Source organism: Candidatus Planktophila dulcis, assembly GCF_002288225.1.
Classification (GTDB): Bacteria; Actinomycetota; Actinomycetes; order Nanopelagicales; family Nanopelagicaceae; genus Planktophila; species Planktophila dulcis.
In genome coordinates this window covers 236,228-254,229 of record NZ_CP016777.1, presented here as the reverse complement: position 1 = coordinate 254,229, position 18,002 = coordinate 236,228, and the positions used below count along the sequence as shown (strand labels likewise).

At 48.3% G+C, this 18,002-nt stretch carries 21 protein-coding genes; 3 read left to right on the top strand and 18 right to left on the bottom strand.

Features of this window, described 5'->3' with window-relative positions; all coding sequences use genetic code 11:
* Nucleotides 1-2: 2 nt before the first annotated feature.
* From A1sIIA65_RS01280 to A1sIIA65_RS01270, 3 genes are read left to right on the top strand one after another with little or no spacing between them, the layout of a single operon-like run.
* The gene (locus A1sIIA65_RS01280; RefSeq protein WP_095675802.1) at nt 3-875 is read left to right on the top strand and encodes a carbohydrate ABC transporter permease; all 873 of its coding nucleotides are present in this window, start codon (nt 3-5) and stop codon (nt 873-875) included.
* Entirely contained in the window at nt 875-1,975 is a 1,101-nt protein-coding gene (locus A1sIIA65_RS01275; protein WP_095675801.1) for a Gfo/Idh/MocA family protein, read from the top strand. The genes A1sIIA65_RS01280 and A1sIIA65_RS01275 overlap by 1 nt, the downstream gene beginning before the upstream one ends.
* Before the next feature lie 9 nt (nt 1,976-1,984).
* Nucleotides 1,985-2,869, top strand: coding sequence for a glycoside hydrolase family 16 protein (locus A1sIIA65_RS01270; protein ID WP_095675800.1), 885 nt, complete (start codon nt 1,985-1,987; stop codon nt 2,867-2,869).
* Nucleotides 2,870-2,962: 93 nt separating this feature from the next.
* Here the strand turns inward: A1sIIA65_RS01270 and A1sIIA65_RS01265 are convergent, their stop codons facing one another.
* From A1sIIA65_RS01265 to rho, 18 genes are all read right to left on the bottom strand, one after another.
* Nucleotides 2,963-3,322, bottom strand: a complete 360-nt coding sequence (locus tag A1sIIA65_RS01265) for a hypothetical protein (RefSeq protein ID WP_095675799.1) — start codon at nt 3,320-3,322, stop codon at nt 2,963-2,965.
* Nucleotides 3,323-3,455: 133 nt separating this feature from the next.
* Complete coding sequence (locus tag A1sIIA65_RS01260; RefSeq protein WP_095675798.1) at nt 3,456-3,707, bottom strand: F0F1 ATP synthase subunit epsilon; 252 nt, start codon at nt 3,705-3,707, stop codon at nt 3,456-3,458.
* 2 nt (nt 3,708-3,709) lie between these two features.
* Nucleotides 3,710-5,128, bottom strand: coding sequence for a F0F1 ATP synthase subunit beta (gene atpD / locus A1sIIA65_RS01255; RefSeq protein WP_095675797.1), 1,419 nt, complete (start codon nt 5,126-5,128; stop codon nt 3,710-3,712).
* Nucleotides 5,128-6,042, bottom strand: a complete 915-nt coding sequence (locus A1sIIA65_RS01250; RefSeq protein ID WP_095675796.1) for a F0F1 ATP synthase subunit gamma — start codon at nt 6,040-6,042, stop codon at nt 5,128-5,130. The genes atpD and A1sIIA65_RS01250 overlap by 1 nt, the downstream gene beginning before the upstream one ends.
* A gap of 3 nt (nt 6,043-6,045) precedes the next feature.
* Nucleotides 6,046-7,686, bottom strand: a complete 1,641-nt coding sequence (gene atpA / locus A1sIIA65_RS01245; protein WP_095675795.1) for a F0F1 ATP synthase subunit alpha — start codon at nt 7,684-7,686, stop codon at nt 6,046-6,048.
* A gap of 11 nt (nt 7,687-7,697) precedes the next feature.
* Nucleotides 7,698-8,531: a F0F1 ATP synthase subunit delta gene (locus tag A1sIIA65_RS01240; protein ID WP_095675794.1), complete on the bottom strand. Its 834-nt coding sequence runs from the start codon at nt 8,529-8,531 to the stop codon at nt 7,698-7,700.
* 19 nt (nt 8,532-8,550) lie between these two features.
* Entirely contained in the window at nt 8,551-9,084 is a 534-nt protein-coding gene (locus tag A1sIIA65_RS01235) for a F0F1 ATP synthase subunit B (RefSeq protein WP_095675793.1), read from the bottom strand.
* A 26-nt stretch (nt 9,085-9,110) separates the two neighbouring features.
* Entirely contained in the window at nt 9,111-9,314 is a 204-nt protein-coding gene (atpE, locus tag A1sIIA65_RS01230) for an ATP synthase F0 subunit C (RefSeq protein WP_017954667.1), read from the bottom strand.
* A gap of 28 nt (nt 9,315-9,342) precedes the next feature.
* Entirely contained in the window at nt 9,343-10,134 is a 792-nt protein-coding gene (atpB, locus tag A1sIIA65_RS01225; protein WP_095692174.1) for a F0F1 ATP synthase subunit A, read from the bottom strand.
* Between the two features lie 147 nt (nt 10,135-10,281).
* Nucleotides 10,282-10,485, bottom strand: a complete 204-nt coding sequence (locus A1sIIA65_RS01220) for a hypothetical protein (protein ID WP_095675791.1) — start codon at nt 10,483-10,485, stop codon at nt 10,282-10,284.
* On the bottom strand, nt 10,466-10,894 hold the full coding sequence (locus tag A1sIIA65_RS01215; RefSeq protein ID WP_095675790.1) for a Cg1360 family ATP-synthase-associated protein: 429 nt from the start codon (nt 10,892-10,894) through the stop codon (nt 10,466-10,468). The genes A1sIIA65_RS01220 and A1sIIA65_RS01215 overlap by 20 nt, the downstream gene beginning before the upstream one ends.
* The gene (locus tag A1sIIA65_RS01210) at nt 10,875-11,966 is read right to left on the bottom strand and encodes an MraY family glycosyltransferase (protein WP_095675789.1); all 1,092 of its coding nucleotides are present in this window, start codon (nt 11,964-11,966) and stop codon (nt 10,875-10,877) included. Before A1sIIA65_RS01210 ends, A1sIIA65_RS01215 begins: the two co-directional genes overlap by 20 nt.
* A gap of 16 nt (nt 11,967-11,982) precedes the next feature.
* Complete coding sequence (locus A1sIIA65_RS01205) at nt 11,983-13,245, bottom strand: serine hydroxymethyltransferase (protein ID WP_190277128.1); 1,263 nt, start codon at nt 13,243-13,245, stop codon at nt 11,983-11,985.
* A gap of 16 nt (nt 13,246-13,261) precedes the next feature.
* A complete protein-coding gene (locus A1sIIA65_RS01200) occupies nt 13,262-13,903 on the bottom strand; it encodes an L-threonylcarbamoyladenylate synthase (RefSeq protein WP_095675787.1) in 642 nt (213 codons plus the stop codon).
* Between the two features lie 2 nt (nt 13,904-13,905).
* The gene (gene prmC, locus A1sIIA65_RS01195) at nt 13,906-14,760 is read right to left on the bottom strand and encodes a peptide chain release factor N(5)-glutamine methyltransferase (protein ID WP_095675786.1); all 855 of its coding nucleotides are present in this window, start codon (nt 14,758-14,760) and stop codon (nt 13,906-13,908) included.
* 9 nt (nt 14,761-14,769) lie between these two features.
* Entirely contained in the window at nt 14,770-15,852 is a 1,083-nt protein-coding gene (gene prfA / locus A1sIIA65_RS01190; RefSeq protein WP_095675785.1) for a peptide chain release factor 1, read from the bottom strand.
* A 98-nt stretch (nt 15,853-15,950) separates the two neighbouring features.
* Nucleotides 15,951-16,166 (bottom strand): 50S ribosomal protein L31, encoded by a 216-nt coding sequence (rpmE, locus tag A1sIIA65_RS01185; protein ID WP_095676816.1) that lies wholly within the window; start codon nt 16,164-16,166, stop codon nt 15,951-15,953.
* Nucleotides 16,167-16,300: 134 nt separating this feature from the next.
* A complete protein-coding gene (gene rho / locus A1sIIA65_RS01180; RefSeq protein WP_095675784.1) occupies nt 16,301-17,866 on the bottom strand; it encodes a transcription termination factor Rho in 1,566 nt (521 codons plus the stop codon).
* Nucleotides 17,867-18,002 lie beyond the last annotated feature (136 nt).

Here is an 18,002-nt window from a genome sequence, read left to right as displayed (position 1 = left end):
TAATGAGTACTCTTACGGGAAAGAAGTCCACTTCACTCACTGAGAAGCCACAATTCAGAATTGGTTCGGTTTTAGCATACATTACTCTCGGTGTGACAACTTTTTTAGTTGTCTTCCCATTTTGGTGGATGCTTGTTGTAGCGTCTAATGAAAAGAATGAGATTGCTAAGAATCCGCCAAGATTTACTATTGGAGATCAACTGCCTGTCACCTTCGATGTCATTTTCCAATATGCAAATATCTCTCGTGCAATTGCCATCTCATTCATCATCTCAATCTCGATGGCTGTTTCGCATATCTTCTTCTGCACCTTTGCTGGATACGCCTTCGCAAAGTTGAAGTTCAAGGGGCAGAAGCAGTTCTTTGCTTTTATTCTTCTAACAATGATGGTGCCAGGCCAGCTCGGAATCATTCCGATGTACATACTCGTCACCAGACTTGGCTGGAATAATGATCTCAAGGCGATTATTGTCCCCGGATTGGTGTCGGCCTTTGGTGTTTTCTGGATGAGACAAAGTATCTCGGCGGTTATTACAGATGAAGTAATTCAGGCAGCGCGTATTGATGGTGCATCTCCATGGCAGATTTATACAAAAATTGTCTTCCCATTGGTGCGTCCAACAGCTCTTGTCATGGGTCTCTTCTCATTCCTCGGCGCTTGGAATGACTTCCTATGGCCAATGCTCATTCTCGATGGAGACAAGATGCTCACAGTTCAGATGGCTATCGCCCAGATGAAGGAGCAGGCTTACATCGTTAACCACGCTGCCCAAATGGGTGCTGCATTCTTTGCCACACTCCCCCTCATAATTCTCTTCTTCCTTGTTTCAAAACAATTGGTTAAGGGCGTTATGGAAGGCGCAATTAAGGGCTAATGCAACGGGAGAAAATTGGAGTAGGGATTGTTGGGGCAGGAAATATCAGCGATCAATATCTTTCTAACCTCACAACCTTCCCCGACTTCGAAGTTCTCTTTGTTGCAGATTTAGATAGAGAGCGCGCTTCTTCTCAAGCAAAGAAGTGGGGCGTTCCTGCAAGTGGATCTCTCGATGAATTGCTTGCGAACGATCAAATCCAGCTCGTCATCAACCTAACCATCCCGGCCGCACATGTTTCGGTAAGTCTTGCTGCTATGAATAGTGGCAAACATGTCTGGTCTGAAAAACCTATGGCACTCGATCGATCAGGTGCTTCACAGTTACTAGAAGCTGCGAAGAAGAATGGGGTAAGACTTGGTATTGCGCCAGATACAATTCTCGGAGCAGGAGTGCAGACTGGTTTAAATGCCATTCGTGGGGGCTCTATCGGTCAACCGATCACTGCGCTGACAATCTTTCAAACTGCTGGGCCAGACTCTTGGCATCCAGATCCAGCTTTTCTCTTTGCTAAAGGTGCCGGACCGCTCTTTGATATGGGCCCTTATTACATAACCACCCTGGTTCAAATCTTTGGTCAAGCTACCCGAGTTACTGCAACTTCTTCAAAGTCTCAAGAGGTACGCGTTGTGGGTTCTGGACCTAAGAAAGGAACATCCTTTCCCGTCGAAGAGCCTACTCAAATAACCGCCCTCATAGAGTTCGCCTCTGGCGCAAGCGCTGTTTCTATCTTTAGTTTTGAAGCAGCTCATGAAGTTACTGGCTTCGTAGAGATTACTGGAAGTAAAGGTGCAATTACCTTCCCTGATCCAAATAACTTTGATGGTGAGAATGTCATTTATCCGCCTGATCAAGAGCCAAAGAAGTTATCAGCAGCAGGAAATAAGCATGGCCGTGGTATTGGGGCTCTTAATATGATGCAATCTCTCCTTATCGAAAAAGCTCATATTGCCTCAGCCGAATTGGGAAATCATGTTCTTGATATCCTGATATCTATAAGTGAATCCGCCCAGCGAAAGGCAAGTGTTGCCGTTGTTAGTACCCTCAATAATAATGTGACACTTAATCCTGACTGGGATCCACTTCGCCGATCTTCCTAAGGATTGTTTATGACCAGAAACAAAATAAGAAAAAGTTTGTCTGGCGTCCTGCTGCCCGTCACGCTATGCACTCTCTTAACATCAGGCACAACGGCGTGGAGTGCTGAAGAAGAAAATCCCCTTCTCTGGTCCCAGGAATTCAATGAAAAGTCAGGTAGTAAGCCAGATCCAAAGTATTGGAACTATGACCTTGGTGATGGCAGAGGTTGGGGCAATCGAGAACTACAGCTCTATACAAATGTGAATGCAAAAACAACTGGTCGTGGAGTATTGGCAATTACCGCGCTCCAAATTTCACCGAAGAAGAAACAGATTTGTTACTATGGATACTGCGAGTGGAGTTCTGCGCGGATCACGACAAAGAATAAGGTTTGGATTAAGTACGGAAATATTGAAGCACGTATTCAGATGCCCGCTGGGACAGGCACATGGCCAGCCTTTTGGATGCTGGGACAGAATATTGATGCGGTCTCATGGCCTACTTCAGGTGAAATTGATATTACTGAGGGCTTAGGTAGAACGCCTTTTCTCAATTACGCAACGATTCATGGCCCCGGCTATTCCGGTGGAAGCTCAATCGGCGCCAGGTATCTGAATCCAAAGAAACTCTCCGAGGGCTTTCATATCTATGGGATCAATTGGAGCGAAGATTCAATTGAATGGACCTTTGACGGTGAAGTTATCTTCATGCAGAGTAAAGAATTGATCACACCACGAGTGTGGGTATTTAACCAACCATTCTCACTAATTCTCAATGTGGCCATGGGTGGAGAATTTGGTGGTGAGGTCGGCAAGGATGCTAAATCTGGATTACAGATGAAGGTCGACTGGATACGAGTGAAGAAATTTAATGGTCAGGGTGAGGTAGATATCCAAACTTCGCCGAGCAGCTAGTGAGCCTTGGTGCGAAGGTAACTAGAGAGTAATTCTTAGGTAAATTTAACAGGACTGAGGCAATTAACCTCAGTCCTTTTCAATCAGCGCTTTTTAAGCGCCTATTGCCATAAATTGGAAGTACCAAAGTGCGATAACTCCAACTGCTGTGATTGCCATAAAGATCGCAGGAGGTGCCTGGCGAGCATTCCGATTCCACTGAGAATCTTCGTTCTTAGGAATGTCCTTTACACATGCTGCGATATCCCCAAAGACGCCCATTGCAAACACTAAAAAGAAAGCTTCGATAATGCTTACGATGATTTTCCAGCTAGCTTGGCCATCGGAGGAAAGTTCTGCAAATGCGGTAATCGCGAAAATGCCTACATTGGAAAAAAGACCAATGAGCATGACCATTGATGCTTGGGCTGCTGCAATTTCGTAACGCTTTTCGGTAATTTCACGTTGATCCATGATTCTGCCTATCTGGGAAGCACCAATTTGGTTGATTGCAAAGTACTCCGGCAGATACTGACTCTCAAGCACCTATGAGTGAATTTGAAGTGAATTGCCACATCAGAGCTGTGCGATTGTGCTATTTGCCCGTTTAGCCTACAGATTCAGTAAGAATTGAAACGCGGTCGTTAGAGACAGATAAGAAGCCTCCGCGGACTTGGAACTCCTGTGTTGATCCATCAGTACCTTTGATGCTGACAGCTCCGTCGACTAGTACGCCAAACAAAGGTGCGTGACCTGGAAGAACTCCGAGGTCACCTTCTGTGGTGCGAGCTGAGACAAAAGTTGCCTCACCCGACCACACCTGTTGTGTTGGCGATACTAGTGCGACGTTAAGAGCCATTTTTAGTTCTTTGCCAATTCTGCAGCCTTGCGCTCAACATCGTCGAGGCCACCACACATAAAGAATGCCTGTTCTGGAACATGGTCGTACTTTCCATCAGCAAGTGCTTCGAATGCTGCGATTGTGTCTGCAAGTGGAACGAATGAACCGTCAAGACCAGTAAAGACCTTCGCCACGAATGTGTTCTGTGACAAGAAGCGCTGGATACGACGAGCACGTCCTACGAGAACGCGGTCATCTTCTGACAATTCATCGATACCCAAGATAGCGATGATGTCCTGAAGATCCTTATAGCGCTGCAAGATCTGCTTAATGCGGTTAGCAACACGGAAGTGGTGCTCACCGATATAGCGAGGATCAAGGATACGAGATGATGAATCGAGCGGATCCACAGCTGGGTAGATACCAAGCTCTGAAATCGGACGAGACAACACTGTTGTTGCATCCAAGTGGGCGAATGTTGTGTGTGGAGCTGGGTCGGTGATGTCATCTGCAGGAACGTAAATTGCCTGCATAGATGTAATCGAGTGACCACGTGTTGAAGTAATACGCTCCTGTAGCTGACCCATTTCATCGGCCAAAGTTGGCTGGTAGCCCACTGCAGATGGCATACGGCCGAGAAGTGTTGATACTTCAGAACCTGCCTGAGTAAAGCGGAAGATGTTATCGATGAACAGGAGTACGTCCTGCTTTTGAACATCGCGGAAGTACTCAGCCATTGTGAGAGCTGACAAAGCAACACGTAGACGCGTGCCAGGTGGTTCATCCATCTGACCGAAGACCAAGGCAGTCTTATTGATAACGCCCGTCTCTGTCATTTCAAGGAACAAGTCGTTACCTTCACGAGTACGCTCACCAACACCGGCAAATACTGATACACCACCGAAGTTTTCAGCTACGCGATAAATCATTTCCTGGATAAGAACAGTCTTACCGACACCTGCACCACCGAAGAGACCGATCTTTCCACCCTTTACATATGGTGTGAGAAGGTCGATAACTTTGATACCTGTTTCAAACATCTCTGTCTTTGACTCGAGCTGATCGAATGCTGGTGCATTACGGTGGATTGACCAACGCTCCTTGATATCAAGGGAAGAAGTTGGAACGTCAAGGGATTCTCCGAGAGTGTTGAAGACGTGGCCCTTTGTGACGTCACCAACTGGAACAGAGATAGCTGAGCCAGTATCTGTTACTTCAGCACCGCGCACCATTCCATCCGTTGGTTGCATCGAGATAGCGCGCACGAGGTTGTCACCAATGTGCTGCGCTACTTCAAGGGTCAAGGTACGAGTAGTGCCACTCATCGTGGTCTCTACGTGAAGGGCGTTAAAGATCGATGGCATCGAATCTGCGGGGAATTCAATATCCACCACTGGTCCAATAACTCGGGCTACGCGGCCTTTACCTGTTGCTGACATTATTCACTCCCTGCACTAGCTGAGGCCAACGCATCTGCGCCGCCAACAATTTCACTGATTTCCTGGGTAATTTCTGCTTGACGGGCAGCGTTCGCAAGTCGTGTGAGCGACTTGATGAGATCCTCAGCATTGTCAGTTGCTGATTTCATAGCGCGACGACGAGCTGCATGTTCAGAGGCAGCCGATTGCAACATCGCGTTAAAGATACGTGCTTCGATATAACGAGGAAGAAGTGCATTGAGTACCTCTGCCGCATTTGGCTCGAATTCATACATGGGAAGCAGCGCTGATGAGACAGGCGCTGATGATTCAACAACTTCGAGTGGAATCATGCGCTTAGCTGTTGCTTCCTGGGTCAACATAGATCTGAATTGAGTGAAGATGATATGAATTTCATCAACACCTGTCTTTGAATCTGTTGAATCTGCAAGAAATGCTGAAAGGAGCGCTGTGGCAACTTCCTTTGCGTTCTCATATGTGGGGTTATCTGAGAAACCTGTCCAAGTTCCAGCCATCTCGCGGTTGCGGAACTTGTAGTAGTTCACTGCCTTGCGGCCCACGAGGAAGTTAGAGACTTGCAAACCACGTTCACGAAGAAGGGCTGCGAGCTTCTCGCCTTCCTTAATCGCATTCGTTGAGTAAGCACCAGCCATACCGCGGTCTGCTGAGATAATCAAAATCGCTGCGCGACGTGGATTCTCATGTGCTGTAGTCAATGGGTGGTTTGTTGACGAGAATGAAGCAACTGCAGAAACTGCACGAGTCAACTCATTTGCATAAGGGGTCGACGCTGTTACACGTTGTTGCGCCTTAACGATACGAGAAGCAGAGATTAACTCCATAGCTTTCGTAATCTTTTTAGTCGCTTTAACGGAACGCATCCGCCTGCGATATATGCGAAGTTGAGCACCCATGAGTTACTTCTTCACCGCCGGTGGGACGTGCTTAGTAATCGCTTCTGCTGCTTCAGAATCAAGGGCATCGGCTGCTGCTTCATTGAGAGCAGGAGCCACAGATGACTTGAACTGCTTATTAAAGTCAGCAACTGCTGCTTCCATCTTTGCCACAGTGTCATCTTCAAGGACCTTGGTCTCTGAGATTACTGTGAAGATCTCTTTGCGTTCGCGGCCGATGAAGTCCAGAAGCTCTGCTTCAAAGCGACGGATATCAGCAACTGCAACATCATCGAGCTTGCCTGTTGTGCCGGCCCAGATTGAAACAATCTGACGCTCAAGTGAATATGGTGAGTACTGGCCCTGCTTAAGAAGTTCAACCATGCGCGCACCGCGCTCAAGCTGAGCCTTTGATGCAGCATCAAGATCTGAACCGAAAGCTGCAAATGCTTCAAGCTCACGGAACTGTGCAAGGTCAAGACGCAGACGACCTGCGATCTTCTTCATCGCCTTAGTCTGAGCTGAACCACCAACACGAGAAACAGAGATACCTACGTTAATCGCTGGGCGAACGCCTGCGTTAAAGAGATCTGTTTCAAGGAAGCACTGTCCATCAGTAATAGAAATTACGTTGGTAGGAATAAAGGCAGAGACGTCATTTCCCTTAGTTTCAATGATTGGAAGGCCAGTCATTGAACCGCCACCCAATTCATCAGAGAGCTTTGCGCAACGCTCGAGAAGACGTGAGTGTAAGTAGAAAACATCTCCTGGGTAGGCTTCGCGGCCTGGTGGACGACGAAGAAGAAGTGAGACTGAACGATATGCCTCAGCTTGCTTAGAAAGATCATCAAAGACGATAAGAACGTGCTCGCCGTTATACATCCAGTGCTGACCAATTGCAGAACCTGTATATGGAGCAAGGTACTTAAAGCCTGCTGGGTCTGATGCAGGGGATGCCACGATTGTTGTGTACTCCATTGCGCCTGCTTCTTCGAGTGATCCTCTTACAGATGCAATCGTTGAACCCTTCTGACCAATAGCAACATAGATGCATTTAACCTGCTTCGTCTTATCGCCTGTGAGCCAGTTTTCACGCTGGTTAATAATGGTGTCGATTGCAACTGCAGTCTTACCTGTCTGACGGTCACCAATGATCAACTGGCGCTGTCCACGACCGATTGCTGTCATCGCATCGATTGCCTTAATACCTGTGGCCATTGGCTCCTTCACAGGTTGGCGTTGCACTACTGATGGTGCCTGAAGTTCTAGAGCACGACGTGCATCAGGCTTAATTTCACCCTTGCCATCGATAGGACGACCAAGTGGGTCAACAACGCGACCGAGGAAGCCATCACCAACAGGAACAGAGAGAACTTCACCTGTGCGTCGCACAGATGTTCCTTCTTCAATGCCTGCGTAATCGCCCAAGATAACAACACCGATTTCGCGCACGTCGAGGTTGAGTGCGAGTCCTAGTGTTCCGTTCTCGAACTGAAGTAGTTCATTAGCCATTGTTGAAGGAAGTCCTTCAACGCGAGCGATTCCATCGCCTGCCTGGCTTACTGTTCCGACTTCATCACGAGCCGCGGTGCCTGGATCGTATGACTTAACGAAGTTCGCTAAGGCATCCCGAATTTCATTCGGTTGGATCTTGAGCTCTGCCATGAGTTTCCCCTTTATTTGTTTCCAGCTAGTGCGCGTCCGGCGCTAGCAAGTCGATTTGAAACGCTTCCATCTACTAACTCATCTGCAAACTTGACCGATACTCCACCAAGAATCGATGGCTCGACCTCGATGTTGACGCGGATTGGTTGCCCAACCTGCTTCTCAATCGCTGCTGCAAGACGTGATTTCTGAGCATCTGTAATGACAGATGCAACGCGGACAACCGCGATAAGACGATTACGGCGATTTGCTAGACCAAAGAGATAGTCAGCAAATGCTGCTTCGATGCTACGTCCACGAAGGCTTGTTACAAGAGCGACTCCAAGTCGCACAGTTGAAGCTGATGCCTTCTTGGAAAGTACTTCAGTAATAAGTGCGGCCTTGGCTTCAGGTGTTCCAGTACCTACGAGAGCCTTGCGCAATTCAAAGTTATCGACAACGAGCTGTGATGTTTCAAAGAGTTCATCTTCTACGCGATCGAGTTCATTGTTGATATTGGCAGCAGATGCTTCAGCCTCAATCGCTAGCTGCTCGAGCACATGCACTAGGTCTCCTGCAGCTGACCAACGAAGAGTTGATACCGCTGTGAGTATTTCTAGAGCAGTGGAAGCAAGTGACTTTGCGAAGAGATCCTTCACGAGTGCGCCCTTTGAGGCGGCATCGCGGGCAGGGTCTGCAAAGGCGCGGCGGATTGAAGTGTTCTTTGAGAGAACATCAGCTGCAAAGAAGAGTTGAGAAGAGAGCTCAGATGCGTTAGCCGCTGTTGCGCCCTTGACGGCAGCATCGAGCTTGCCGCGTGCAATCACAAGTGATTGACGGCTGCTTCCTCCGAGATGGATTCTCATTCTCTTCTTTCTCTACCTACTACTTGGACTTTTCGAGATCTTCGATGAAGCGTTCCACGATCCGTGATTGACGGGCCTGGTCATCAAGTGCTTCTCCGACAATCTTTGATGCGAGTTCAACTGCAAGTGCACCAACTTCATTACGAAGTGATGTGATTGCCTGTTGACGCTCTGCCTCAATAGATGCATGAGCTGCCGCTGTGATGCGTGCTGCTTCATCTTGAGCCTTTGTGCGAAGCTCTTCGAGAATTGCTGCGCCTTGAACGCGCGCTTCTTCACGAAGCTTTGATGCTTCACCTTGTGCTGATGAAAGTTGCTCGTTGTACTGGACAAGTGCGCGCTGTGCTTCGAGCTGCGCCTTCTCAGCACGTTCGATGCCGCCTTCAATTGCTTCGGCGCGGTCTGTGAAAGCTTTTTCAAACTTTGGCACAACTGCTTTACGAAGAACGAGGAATAGCAGGGTGAAGGCAATCGCACCGACAACTAATTCAGCGGTATGCGGAATTAGTGGGTTGAGTGGTTCTTCCCCGCTAAGGAAATTAAATGAGCGCATTGTTTACCCTAATTAATCTTTATTGATTAGAGGACGAATGCGAGAACGAGACCGAAGAGTGCAAGTGCTTCAGCGAGCGCGAACCCAAGGAACGCGATTGGCTGCAGAACGCTGCGTGCTTCTGGCTGACGAGCTACGCCGTTGATATAAGCAGCGAAGATCATTCCTGTTGCAATTGCTGGACCAATTGCTGATAGGCCAAAACCGACCAGGTTGAGTGTGCCTGTCATTTTTTCTTACCTTTCGTTAGTTTCTTACTTAGTGCTCGTCGGCAAGGGCGCCGGCGATGTATAGAGCTGTGAGCAGGGTAAAGATGTATGCCTGTAAGCATTGCACCATAAATTCGAAGAATGTAAGGGCAATACCAAATGCAAATGAGAATGGGCTAAATAGCTTCATGATCAGATGTGAATCATGCATCATGTAGTCACCACCCATAATGAAGACGAGCAACAACAAGTGGCCCGCGAACATATTTGCAAAGAGACGAAGTGAGAGCGTCAATGGACGCACGAGGAAGAATGTGGCAATTTCAATAGGTGTCAGCAAGATATAGACAGGCTTTGGAACACCTGGCATAAATGCGATCTCTTTGAGGTACTTGAAAAGTCCATGCTTTTGAATTCCCACATAGTGAAAGACACCGAAAGAGAAGATCGCAAGCACGTATGGGAATGCAACATGTGACATTGCAGGGAACTGCAAGAACGGAACGATTCCAAAGAGGTTATTGGTGAGAACAAAGGTAAAGAGCGTGAAGAGGTATGGCACAAAGCGCATGAATTCATGGCCGATAACATCGCGAGCAAGATCATTACGGACAAAGCCGTAGATGCTTTCTCCAGCGAATTGCAGCTTTGAAGGCACAACGGCTGCCTTGCGTGAGGAGAGAATAAAGAAGACTGAAATGAGAATTACTGAGAGAAATACGAGAAGAACAGGCTTTGTGAGCCAAGCAATCGATTCAGTAATTGGAGGAAGGTTGAAGTCGTTTGTACTAGGTGGGACGAATCCATCACCTTCTGCGTGTAATTTAACAAACGCGCGCACACACACTCCTTGATACCTAAAAGGGCTTGTAAACATATTGCTGGGGAAGCGGTAATTCAGGGCAACCTTATGGGCAAACCTGCCCGCCTGTGAAATCGAACCTTGAGAGTTTTAGGTGGGTCTAGTCACTTATTTCAAGGCTGGTGGCTACTCCCGGCCGAATCGTAACCAGACGAGATAGAGGGCCCCGCCCATGCCGACCAAGAGGCCAATGAGGACGAGGTAGGTGGTGCCAAAGAAGTGGTCTGCAGCCCAGCCGATGCCGCCCCAGAAGAGAAGGCCTGAGACGAGATATCCAAAGATCGACCAGAGGGCGTTCTCTTCGCGGCGGTTACTTGGTTCGTGGGTCATGCGGCAATGGTAGATGAGTTTTGAGCTTTAGATAACTAGCGATTTCTCCACCCAGCCAGGCAAAGGTGAGCGCGATTGCTGTGACCCCAAAGCTGGTTCGGTCGATGGTGGAGCGCGATGTGTATTTCGTCAGCGCCCACAAGAAAGCTCCCAGGAGTAAGAACTTTGCGAAGTAGGAGAACATCGCAAGTGCCATGGTGCTCATCGGATCTAAATTGCGAGAAATCTTTGAGACGAGGATATGAACCAAAAAATAAATCAAGACAACAGCTTGAGCAAGAAATGCACCACTTAAACCTGGAAGTCCTTTGGCAAATCCAAATATTCCAATGGCGATAATGCCAACGATAAATGTGGGAACGAGTGCTCCCTTTAGAAGTTGTTCTTCGTTACTTGGTTGCTTTTGCACTGACGCCTACCCCGCTCTTTGAGTAATACAGAGTAAATGCCAGCATGGCACCTGCAACAATCGCTGCAACCCATAGTTGGGCAAAGGCTGAGACCACAACTGGAAATGCGATTGTTGCTGTCCATAAATACATAATCAGTGTTGTGCGCAGATGCGTGTTTCCTGCGCGAAGAATTCTGTGGTGCATATGCTCTTTATCTGAGCTAAATGGTGATTGTCCTGCACGAAGGCGGCGAAAGATTGCTGAGAAGAGATCAATCAGTGGAATTGCAAGAACAGCAAAGGGAAGCATCAGAGGAAGTAGCGTTGGCCCTAACTTCTCAGCAGAGATTGCATTAGGGTCAATCTGGCCAGTGAGGGTAATTGCAGAGGCAGCAAGTAGTAGCCCTAAAAACATCGATCCTGAGTCGCCCATAAATATCTTTGCGGGGTGGACGTTATGAGGCAGAAAACCAATACAGATGCCGATAATTACAGCGGTAATCAGCGATGGAGCACCTGCACGACTAAAGCCATAGATAACAGCTAAAAGATAGGCAAAGGCAAAAAATGCTGCCCCTGATATCGCGACAATGCCTGCAGCTAAGCCATCTAGGCCATCAATAAAGTTCACAGCATTGATGGTCACGAGAACAATCATGACTGTGACAAGTTGGCCGATGCTCGGTGGAAGTGTGATCACTCCATTGATCGGAAGCCACAGAACTTGGATACCAAAGATGAGCAGGATTCCTGCAGCAAGTGCCTGTCCTGCCAGTTTGGTGAGCGCATCTAATTCAAAGCGGTCATCAACGAGGCCAATAGCAACAAGAAGTGTTGCTGCTAAGAAGATACCGAGTGATTCACGACCAAATGATTTTCCAACAAGGGATAAGTGATTGACCATCGCAAAGGTGAGCGCCATAGCAATCCACATAGCAAGGCCTCCCCAACGTGGTGTTGGGGTGGTGTGAATATCACGGGTGCGAATCTGCGCGACTGCGCCGACTTTGATTGCCAATGAACGAACAAAAGGTGTGACTACATAACAGAGCGCTGCCGCCAGCAGAAGGGTGACGAGGTACTCGCGCATCTGTTAGATGACTTCTTTACGCCTGGTAGATAGGAAAACGTGCAGTAAGTGCATGGACTTCAGATTTGATTGCAGCATGTGCTGCAGCATCATCGGTCTTAATAGCACGAGCAATAAGAGATGCAATTGTTGCCATCTCTGGAGTGCCCATTCCTTGTGTTGTTGTTGCGGGAGTTCCCACACGAATACCTGAAGTCACAGAAGGTGCCTCTGGATCGTATGGAATGGAGTTCTTATTGAGAACAATTCCAGCTGCTCCACAACGCTCATCTGCCACCTTGCCGTTAACACCTGTGGAGCGAATATCAATGAGCGCTAGGTGAGTTTGAGTGCCACCAGATACTGCGCGCATTCCTTCACCTTCAAGAGCTGCTGCAAGTGCCTTGGCATTGACGATGACATCCTTTGCATACTGTTGGTATGCAGGTGTTGCACATTCAGCCAGCGCAATAGCTTTTCCTGCAACTGCAGACATAATCGGACCGCCCTGCATTCCAGGAAAGACTGCCTTATCAATGGCGGCTGCATGCTCTGCCTTGGACAAGATCATTCCACCACGTGGTCCACGCAAAACTTTATGAGTAGTAAATGAGACAACATCTGCATAAGGAACTGGTGAAGGAATTGCCTTACCTGCAACAAGGCCGATGAAGTGAGCAGCATCTACCCACATGATGGCGCCAACTTCATCACAGATTGCGCGCACCTTCTCGAAATCAATCAGTGACGGGTAGGCAGTAGCACCTGAACAAATCATCTTTGGTTTATTAGCAATAGCCAGATCGCGTAGTTCGTCGTAATCGATGAGCTCGTTATCTTGGCGAACACCATAGGAAACAATGTTGAACCATTTGCCTGAGAAGTTGACCTTGGAACCATGTGTGAGGTGACCTCCGTGTGGAAGTGACATTGCAAGAACGGTATCGCCTGGCTTAGTAAATGCTTGATAGACAGCAACGTTTGCACTGGCACCTGAGTGGGGCTGAACGTTTGCATGTTCTGCGCCAAAGAGAGCCTTTGCGCGATCTATCGCAATGACCTCTGCCTTATCAACTTCTTCGCATCCACCGTAGTAACGCTTACCTGGATAGCCTTCTGCATACTTATTGGAAAGTGATGAACCGAGTGATGCAAGTACCGCGCGTGATGTGAAGTTCTCAGATGCAATCAGCTGCAGGTTTGTCTGCTGGCGCTTGAGCTCAGAGAGCAGCACCGCTGCGATATCTGGATCTTGCTTGGAGAGAAGGTTGAAATCAGGGCCATAGAAGGTTTCGGACATGGCGATAGCCTAATAGTTAGGCCCATGAAATGCGCGGCGCGACCTTTTCCATCTCAGCTACCGAAATAGCGCCTTCACGCACTACTCGCACGCCCCCAGCATCGGCTTCGATAATGGTGGAGCGGGGGCCAGATTTCAGGGCGCCGTTATCAAAGACCACAGCCACGTTCCAATCCTTTACTTGCATGCGATCAATCTTGAGCATCGGTTCTGCACCTGCAGATGAAGCACTTGCCACAGCAAGTGGACCGGATGCCTTTAAAAGAGCACGGACAAATTTAGATTTCGGCACTCGCACGTTAAACCAATCCAGCTCTTTATCATCACCGAGATCCCAATTAAGGACAGAGCTTGGTCTGAGTGTGACTGATAGAAGTCCGGGCCAGAATTGATTACAGAGGGCTTGTGTGTCAGGTGAGACGTCGCGAGAAATTCCTTTCACGGTATCCAAACTATGTGCGAGTACTTGTGCGACTACGCCAGTTTTATCACCACGCAATACATGCATGGCTCGTACAGCAAAAGGTGAGAATGCATCAGCGAGATAGACATAGCCATGTTCAAGGGGAGCAACGATGACAAAGCCAGCTTGAATCTCTTTGAGGGCGCGAGCAACATGCTTAGCCTGTTCACCCTGCTTGAGGTCGATACGTGGCATCGCTATCTCCTCACTGCTGTCGTAAATCGCGGGCGGCCTGACAAATCCTGATGCAGAAGAATATCTGTGAAATCATCGCTGAGTACATCGGCAATTGCAGCACCTTGCTCCTCATGATGCTCAATGGCAAGAAAACCAGCTTCTTTGAGCAAGCGAGAAGCTGTTGAGATGAATAGACGTGGAGCCTTCATTCCATCTACTCCCCCAAATAAGGCGATTGCTGGTTCATGATCTGCAACATCTCGTGGCAGCTCCTGCGCATCTGGCACATACGGTGGGTTGGCAATCACCACATCGCACTTGACTCCATCAAGGGCAGTTGCGACATCGCTTTCAAGAATGCGCACCTTCTCATCGATGAAGGAGACATTCTCTTTCAGCCAATGTATTGCTTCAGGACTTTTCTCAACAGCAATCACATGTGTCTGTGGGGCCTCCGTTGCAATGGCAAGGGCCAGCGCGCCAGAGCCTGATCCCAGATCGACAACGCTTACTGCGCCACTTAACTTTTCAATGTGAGTAAGTACTGCTTCAACAAGTAGCTCAGTTTCAGGACGTGGAATAAGAACGCCAGGTCCAACTTTGAGTTCAAGATGTCGGAAATAGGCAACACCTGTCAGGTATTGCAGAGGCTCATGGGCGCATCGGCGATCGAGTAACTTCCAGAAAGTCTCTTCAACAATTGTCATATCGCCGATTACTGAAAGAGCATTCTCAACCGTTAAAGGATTATGCAGATCCATCCGTGAGATGCCGAGGGTGTGTGCGAGCAATATCTCTGCCTCTACTTCAGCAAAACCTGCTGTGGCTAATTGCTCTTTTCCGCCTCGCAAGAATTCTTTAAAGGTCAGTTCCATATGGGCTACTTAATTCGTTGATGAAAGCTTTGCGGCTCTATCGGCATCGAGAAGCGCCTGAACGACTTCATCAAGCTCACCATTGAGCACTGCATCTAAGTTATTCGCCTTGTAATTCACGCGGTGATCACTGAGGCGATTTTCTGGGTAGTTATATGTGCGGATGCGCTCTGAGCGATCGACTGTGCGAACCTGGCTCTTACGCTCTGCCATCGCAACTGCTTCTGCCTTTTCCTGCGCATCAGCAAGAAGACGAGCACGCAAGATACGAAGCGCTGATTCTTTATTCTGAAGCTGAGATTTTTCGTTCTGACAGGAGACAACAATGCCGGTGGGAACGTGGGTCAAGCGAACTGCAGAGTCAGTGGTATTTACTGACTGTCCACCAGGACCTGATGAACGATATACATCTACGCGCACATCATTCATATTGAGCTCAACATCAACTTCTTCTGCTTCAGGAAGAACGAGAACGCCGGCTGCTGATGTGTGGATACGGCCTTGGCTCTCAGTTTCAGGAACGCGTTGCACGCGGTGTACTCCGCCTTCAAATTTAAGTCGTGCATAGGGAGTAGTTCCAGGCTCTGGGGTTCCCTTTGATTTAACAGCCATTGAAATATCTTTATAGCCGCCGAGCTCTGATTCAGTCATATCGATGATTTCAATCTTCCAGCCACGCTTTTCTGCATAGCGCTGATACATGCGCACCAAATCACCTGCAAAGAGCGCGGATTCATCTCCACCAGCTCCAGCTTTAACTTCAATAATCACATCGCGATCATCATTGGGATCGCGTGGAAGCAAGAGCTCCTCCAATTTATCTGCAGCAGCCTCAACAATGATTTCCATCGCTGGAATCTCAGAGGCAAAGGATGCATCCTCTAAAGCCATCTCTTTGGCAGCCTCTAAATCATCGGCTGCAGATTTCCAAGCATTAAATCCTGCAACGACAGGTCCAAGTTGGGCATAACGGCGACCAAGCTTGCGGGCATTTCCTTGATCTTCATGGATAGAAGGATCGGCCATCTTTAACTCAAGCTCTTGATATTCACGCACCATTTCATGTGCTGATGCAAAACGATCGTTAGCCATATGACTTCATCCCTTCTCTCTCGTTGATTAATCCTTCTTTGGAGAAATAAAAAGACCGCGCCGCAACCTTTCGGCTGCGATGCGGTCTCTTTAGAAAGCTAGTTAGCTGCTTTTTTACCGAAACGCTCTTCGAACTTAGCGACGCGTCCACCAGTATCAAGAATGCGCTGCTTACCTGTGTAGAACGGGTGGCAGACTGAGCAAACTTCAACATAGATTGAACCGCTTGCAACTGTTGAGCGGGTAACGAACTTTTCACCGCAACCACAAGTCACTTGAGTATCTTTGTACTCTGGGTGGATATCTTTCTTCATATTCTTCTTTTCCTTTTCTTGAGTCTGGGTCCAGCCGCAGCTGGTGAACCAGGTCATCGCCATAAGGTGTGGCAATAGGGGTTAATCCTCTCGCAGGCCTTGAATTTCTTCAAATCCGTGCGTGATTGGCAGCCTTACTTGCTGTCGTCAGGTCCTGATGTTGTCTTCTGGATCTGCATCAAGAATTCGACGTTGGACTTTGTGCCCTTCATCTTCTCAAGCAAGAGCTCGAGAGCTGCTTGTGGTTCAAGTGCATGAAGTACGCGACGAAGCTTCCACACAATGTTGAGTTCTTCAGCACCCATAAGGATTTCTTCCTTACGTGTTCCTGATGCAACAACGTTGACTGCAGGGAAGATGCGCTTATCGGCCATTCTGCGATCGAGGATGAGCTCCATATTTCCTGTGCCCTTGAACTCTTCGAAGATCACTTCATCCATACGAGAGCCGGTATCAACGAGCGCAGTAGCAAGAATGGTCAGTGATCCACCATCTTCAATATTACGAGCTGCACCGAAGAACTTCTTTGGTGGGTAGAGAGCTGCTGAATCAACGCCACCAGAAAGGATGCGGCCTGATGCAGGCGCTGCGATGTTATATGCACGACCAAGACGTGTGATGGAGTCAAGAAGAACAACAACATCATGGCCCATTTCAACCAGGCGCTTTGCGCGCTCGATTGCAAGCTCTGCAATTGTTGTGTGGTCATCAGCTGGGCGGTCAAAGGTCGAAGCAATAACTTCACCCTTCACGCTGCGCTGCATATCTGTAACTTCTTCTGGACGTTCATCAACAAGAACAACCATCAAGTGACACTCTGGGTTATTTGTTGTGATCGCATTCGCAATTGCTTGCAAGACCATTGTCTTTCCAGCCTTAGGAGGCGAAACGATAAGTCCGCGCTGGCCCTTACCAATAGGTGCAATCAGATCGATAACGCGAGTTGTGAGAATATTTGGCTCTGTCTCAAGGCGTAGTCGCTCTTGTGGGTAGAGAGGAACAAGCTTTCCAAACTCAACGCGGCCACGTGCTTCTTCATATGGCAATCCGTTAATTGTTTCCAGAGTAATAAGTGGGTTGTACTTCTGACGAGTTTCACCTTCGCGTAATTGGCGAACCTGACCTGTCACAACATCTCCCTTACGGAGACTGTACTTACGTACCTGTCCTTGTGAGACATAGACATCATCAGGTCCTGGAAGGTATCCACCTGTGCGAATAAATGAGTAGTTATCCATGATGTCGACAAGGCCACCTACTGGCACCAAGACATCATCTTCACCAATTACTGGTTCGCGCTCTTCGCGGTTGCCACGTTCGCGATTTCCACGATCGCGGCCACGGTTGCGATCGCGGCCACGGTTGCGGCCACCACGGTCATCACGGTCGTTGCTGCGCTCATTATTCGATGGTGCGCTATCTGATGAATCTTCTTCATCGCCTTCATCGGATGAGTTATCTGAATTCTTATTGTCGCGATTGCTCTTCTTGGCATTACGAGCTTCGCGGCGTGCTTCTCGTTCTGCCTTAGCTGCTTCGCGGTTTGCTGACTGGAGATCTGCAATTGCTGTGACGAGATCATCCTTCTTGAGCTTTGCCGCACCGTCGATACCGAGCTGAGACGCAACTTCCTTTAACTTAGGAAGGGTCATGCTTGAGAGCTCTGGACTGCTAGAACGAACTGGTTCTGTTGTTGTCATGTATTTCTTTTCACTTTGGGGCTAACCATATGAGTCGAGCCCTGGCTTTTATTGTGTGGGATTTATTTCTTGATTTTTACTACTTGGATTTATCAATTCTTAAAGTTGACCCTTAACTTACGGGGCTGAACTGATG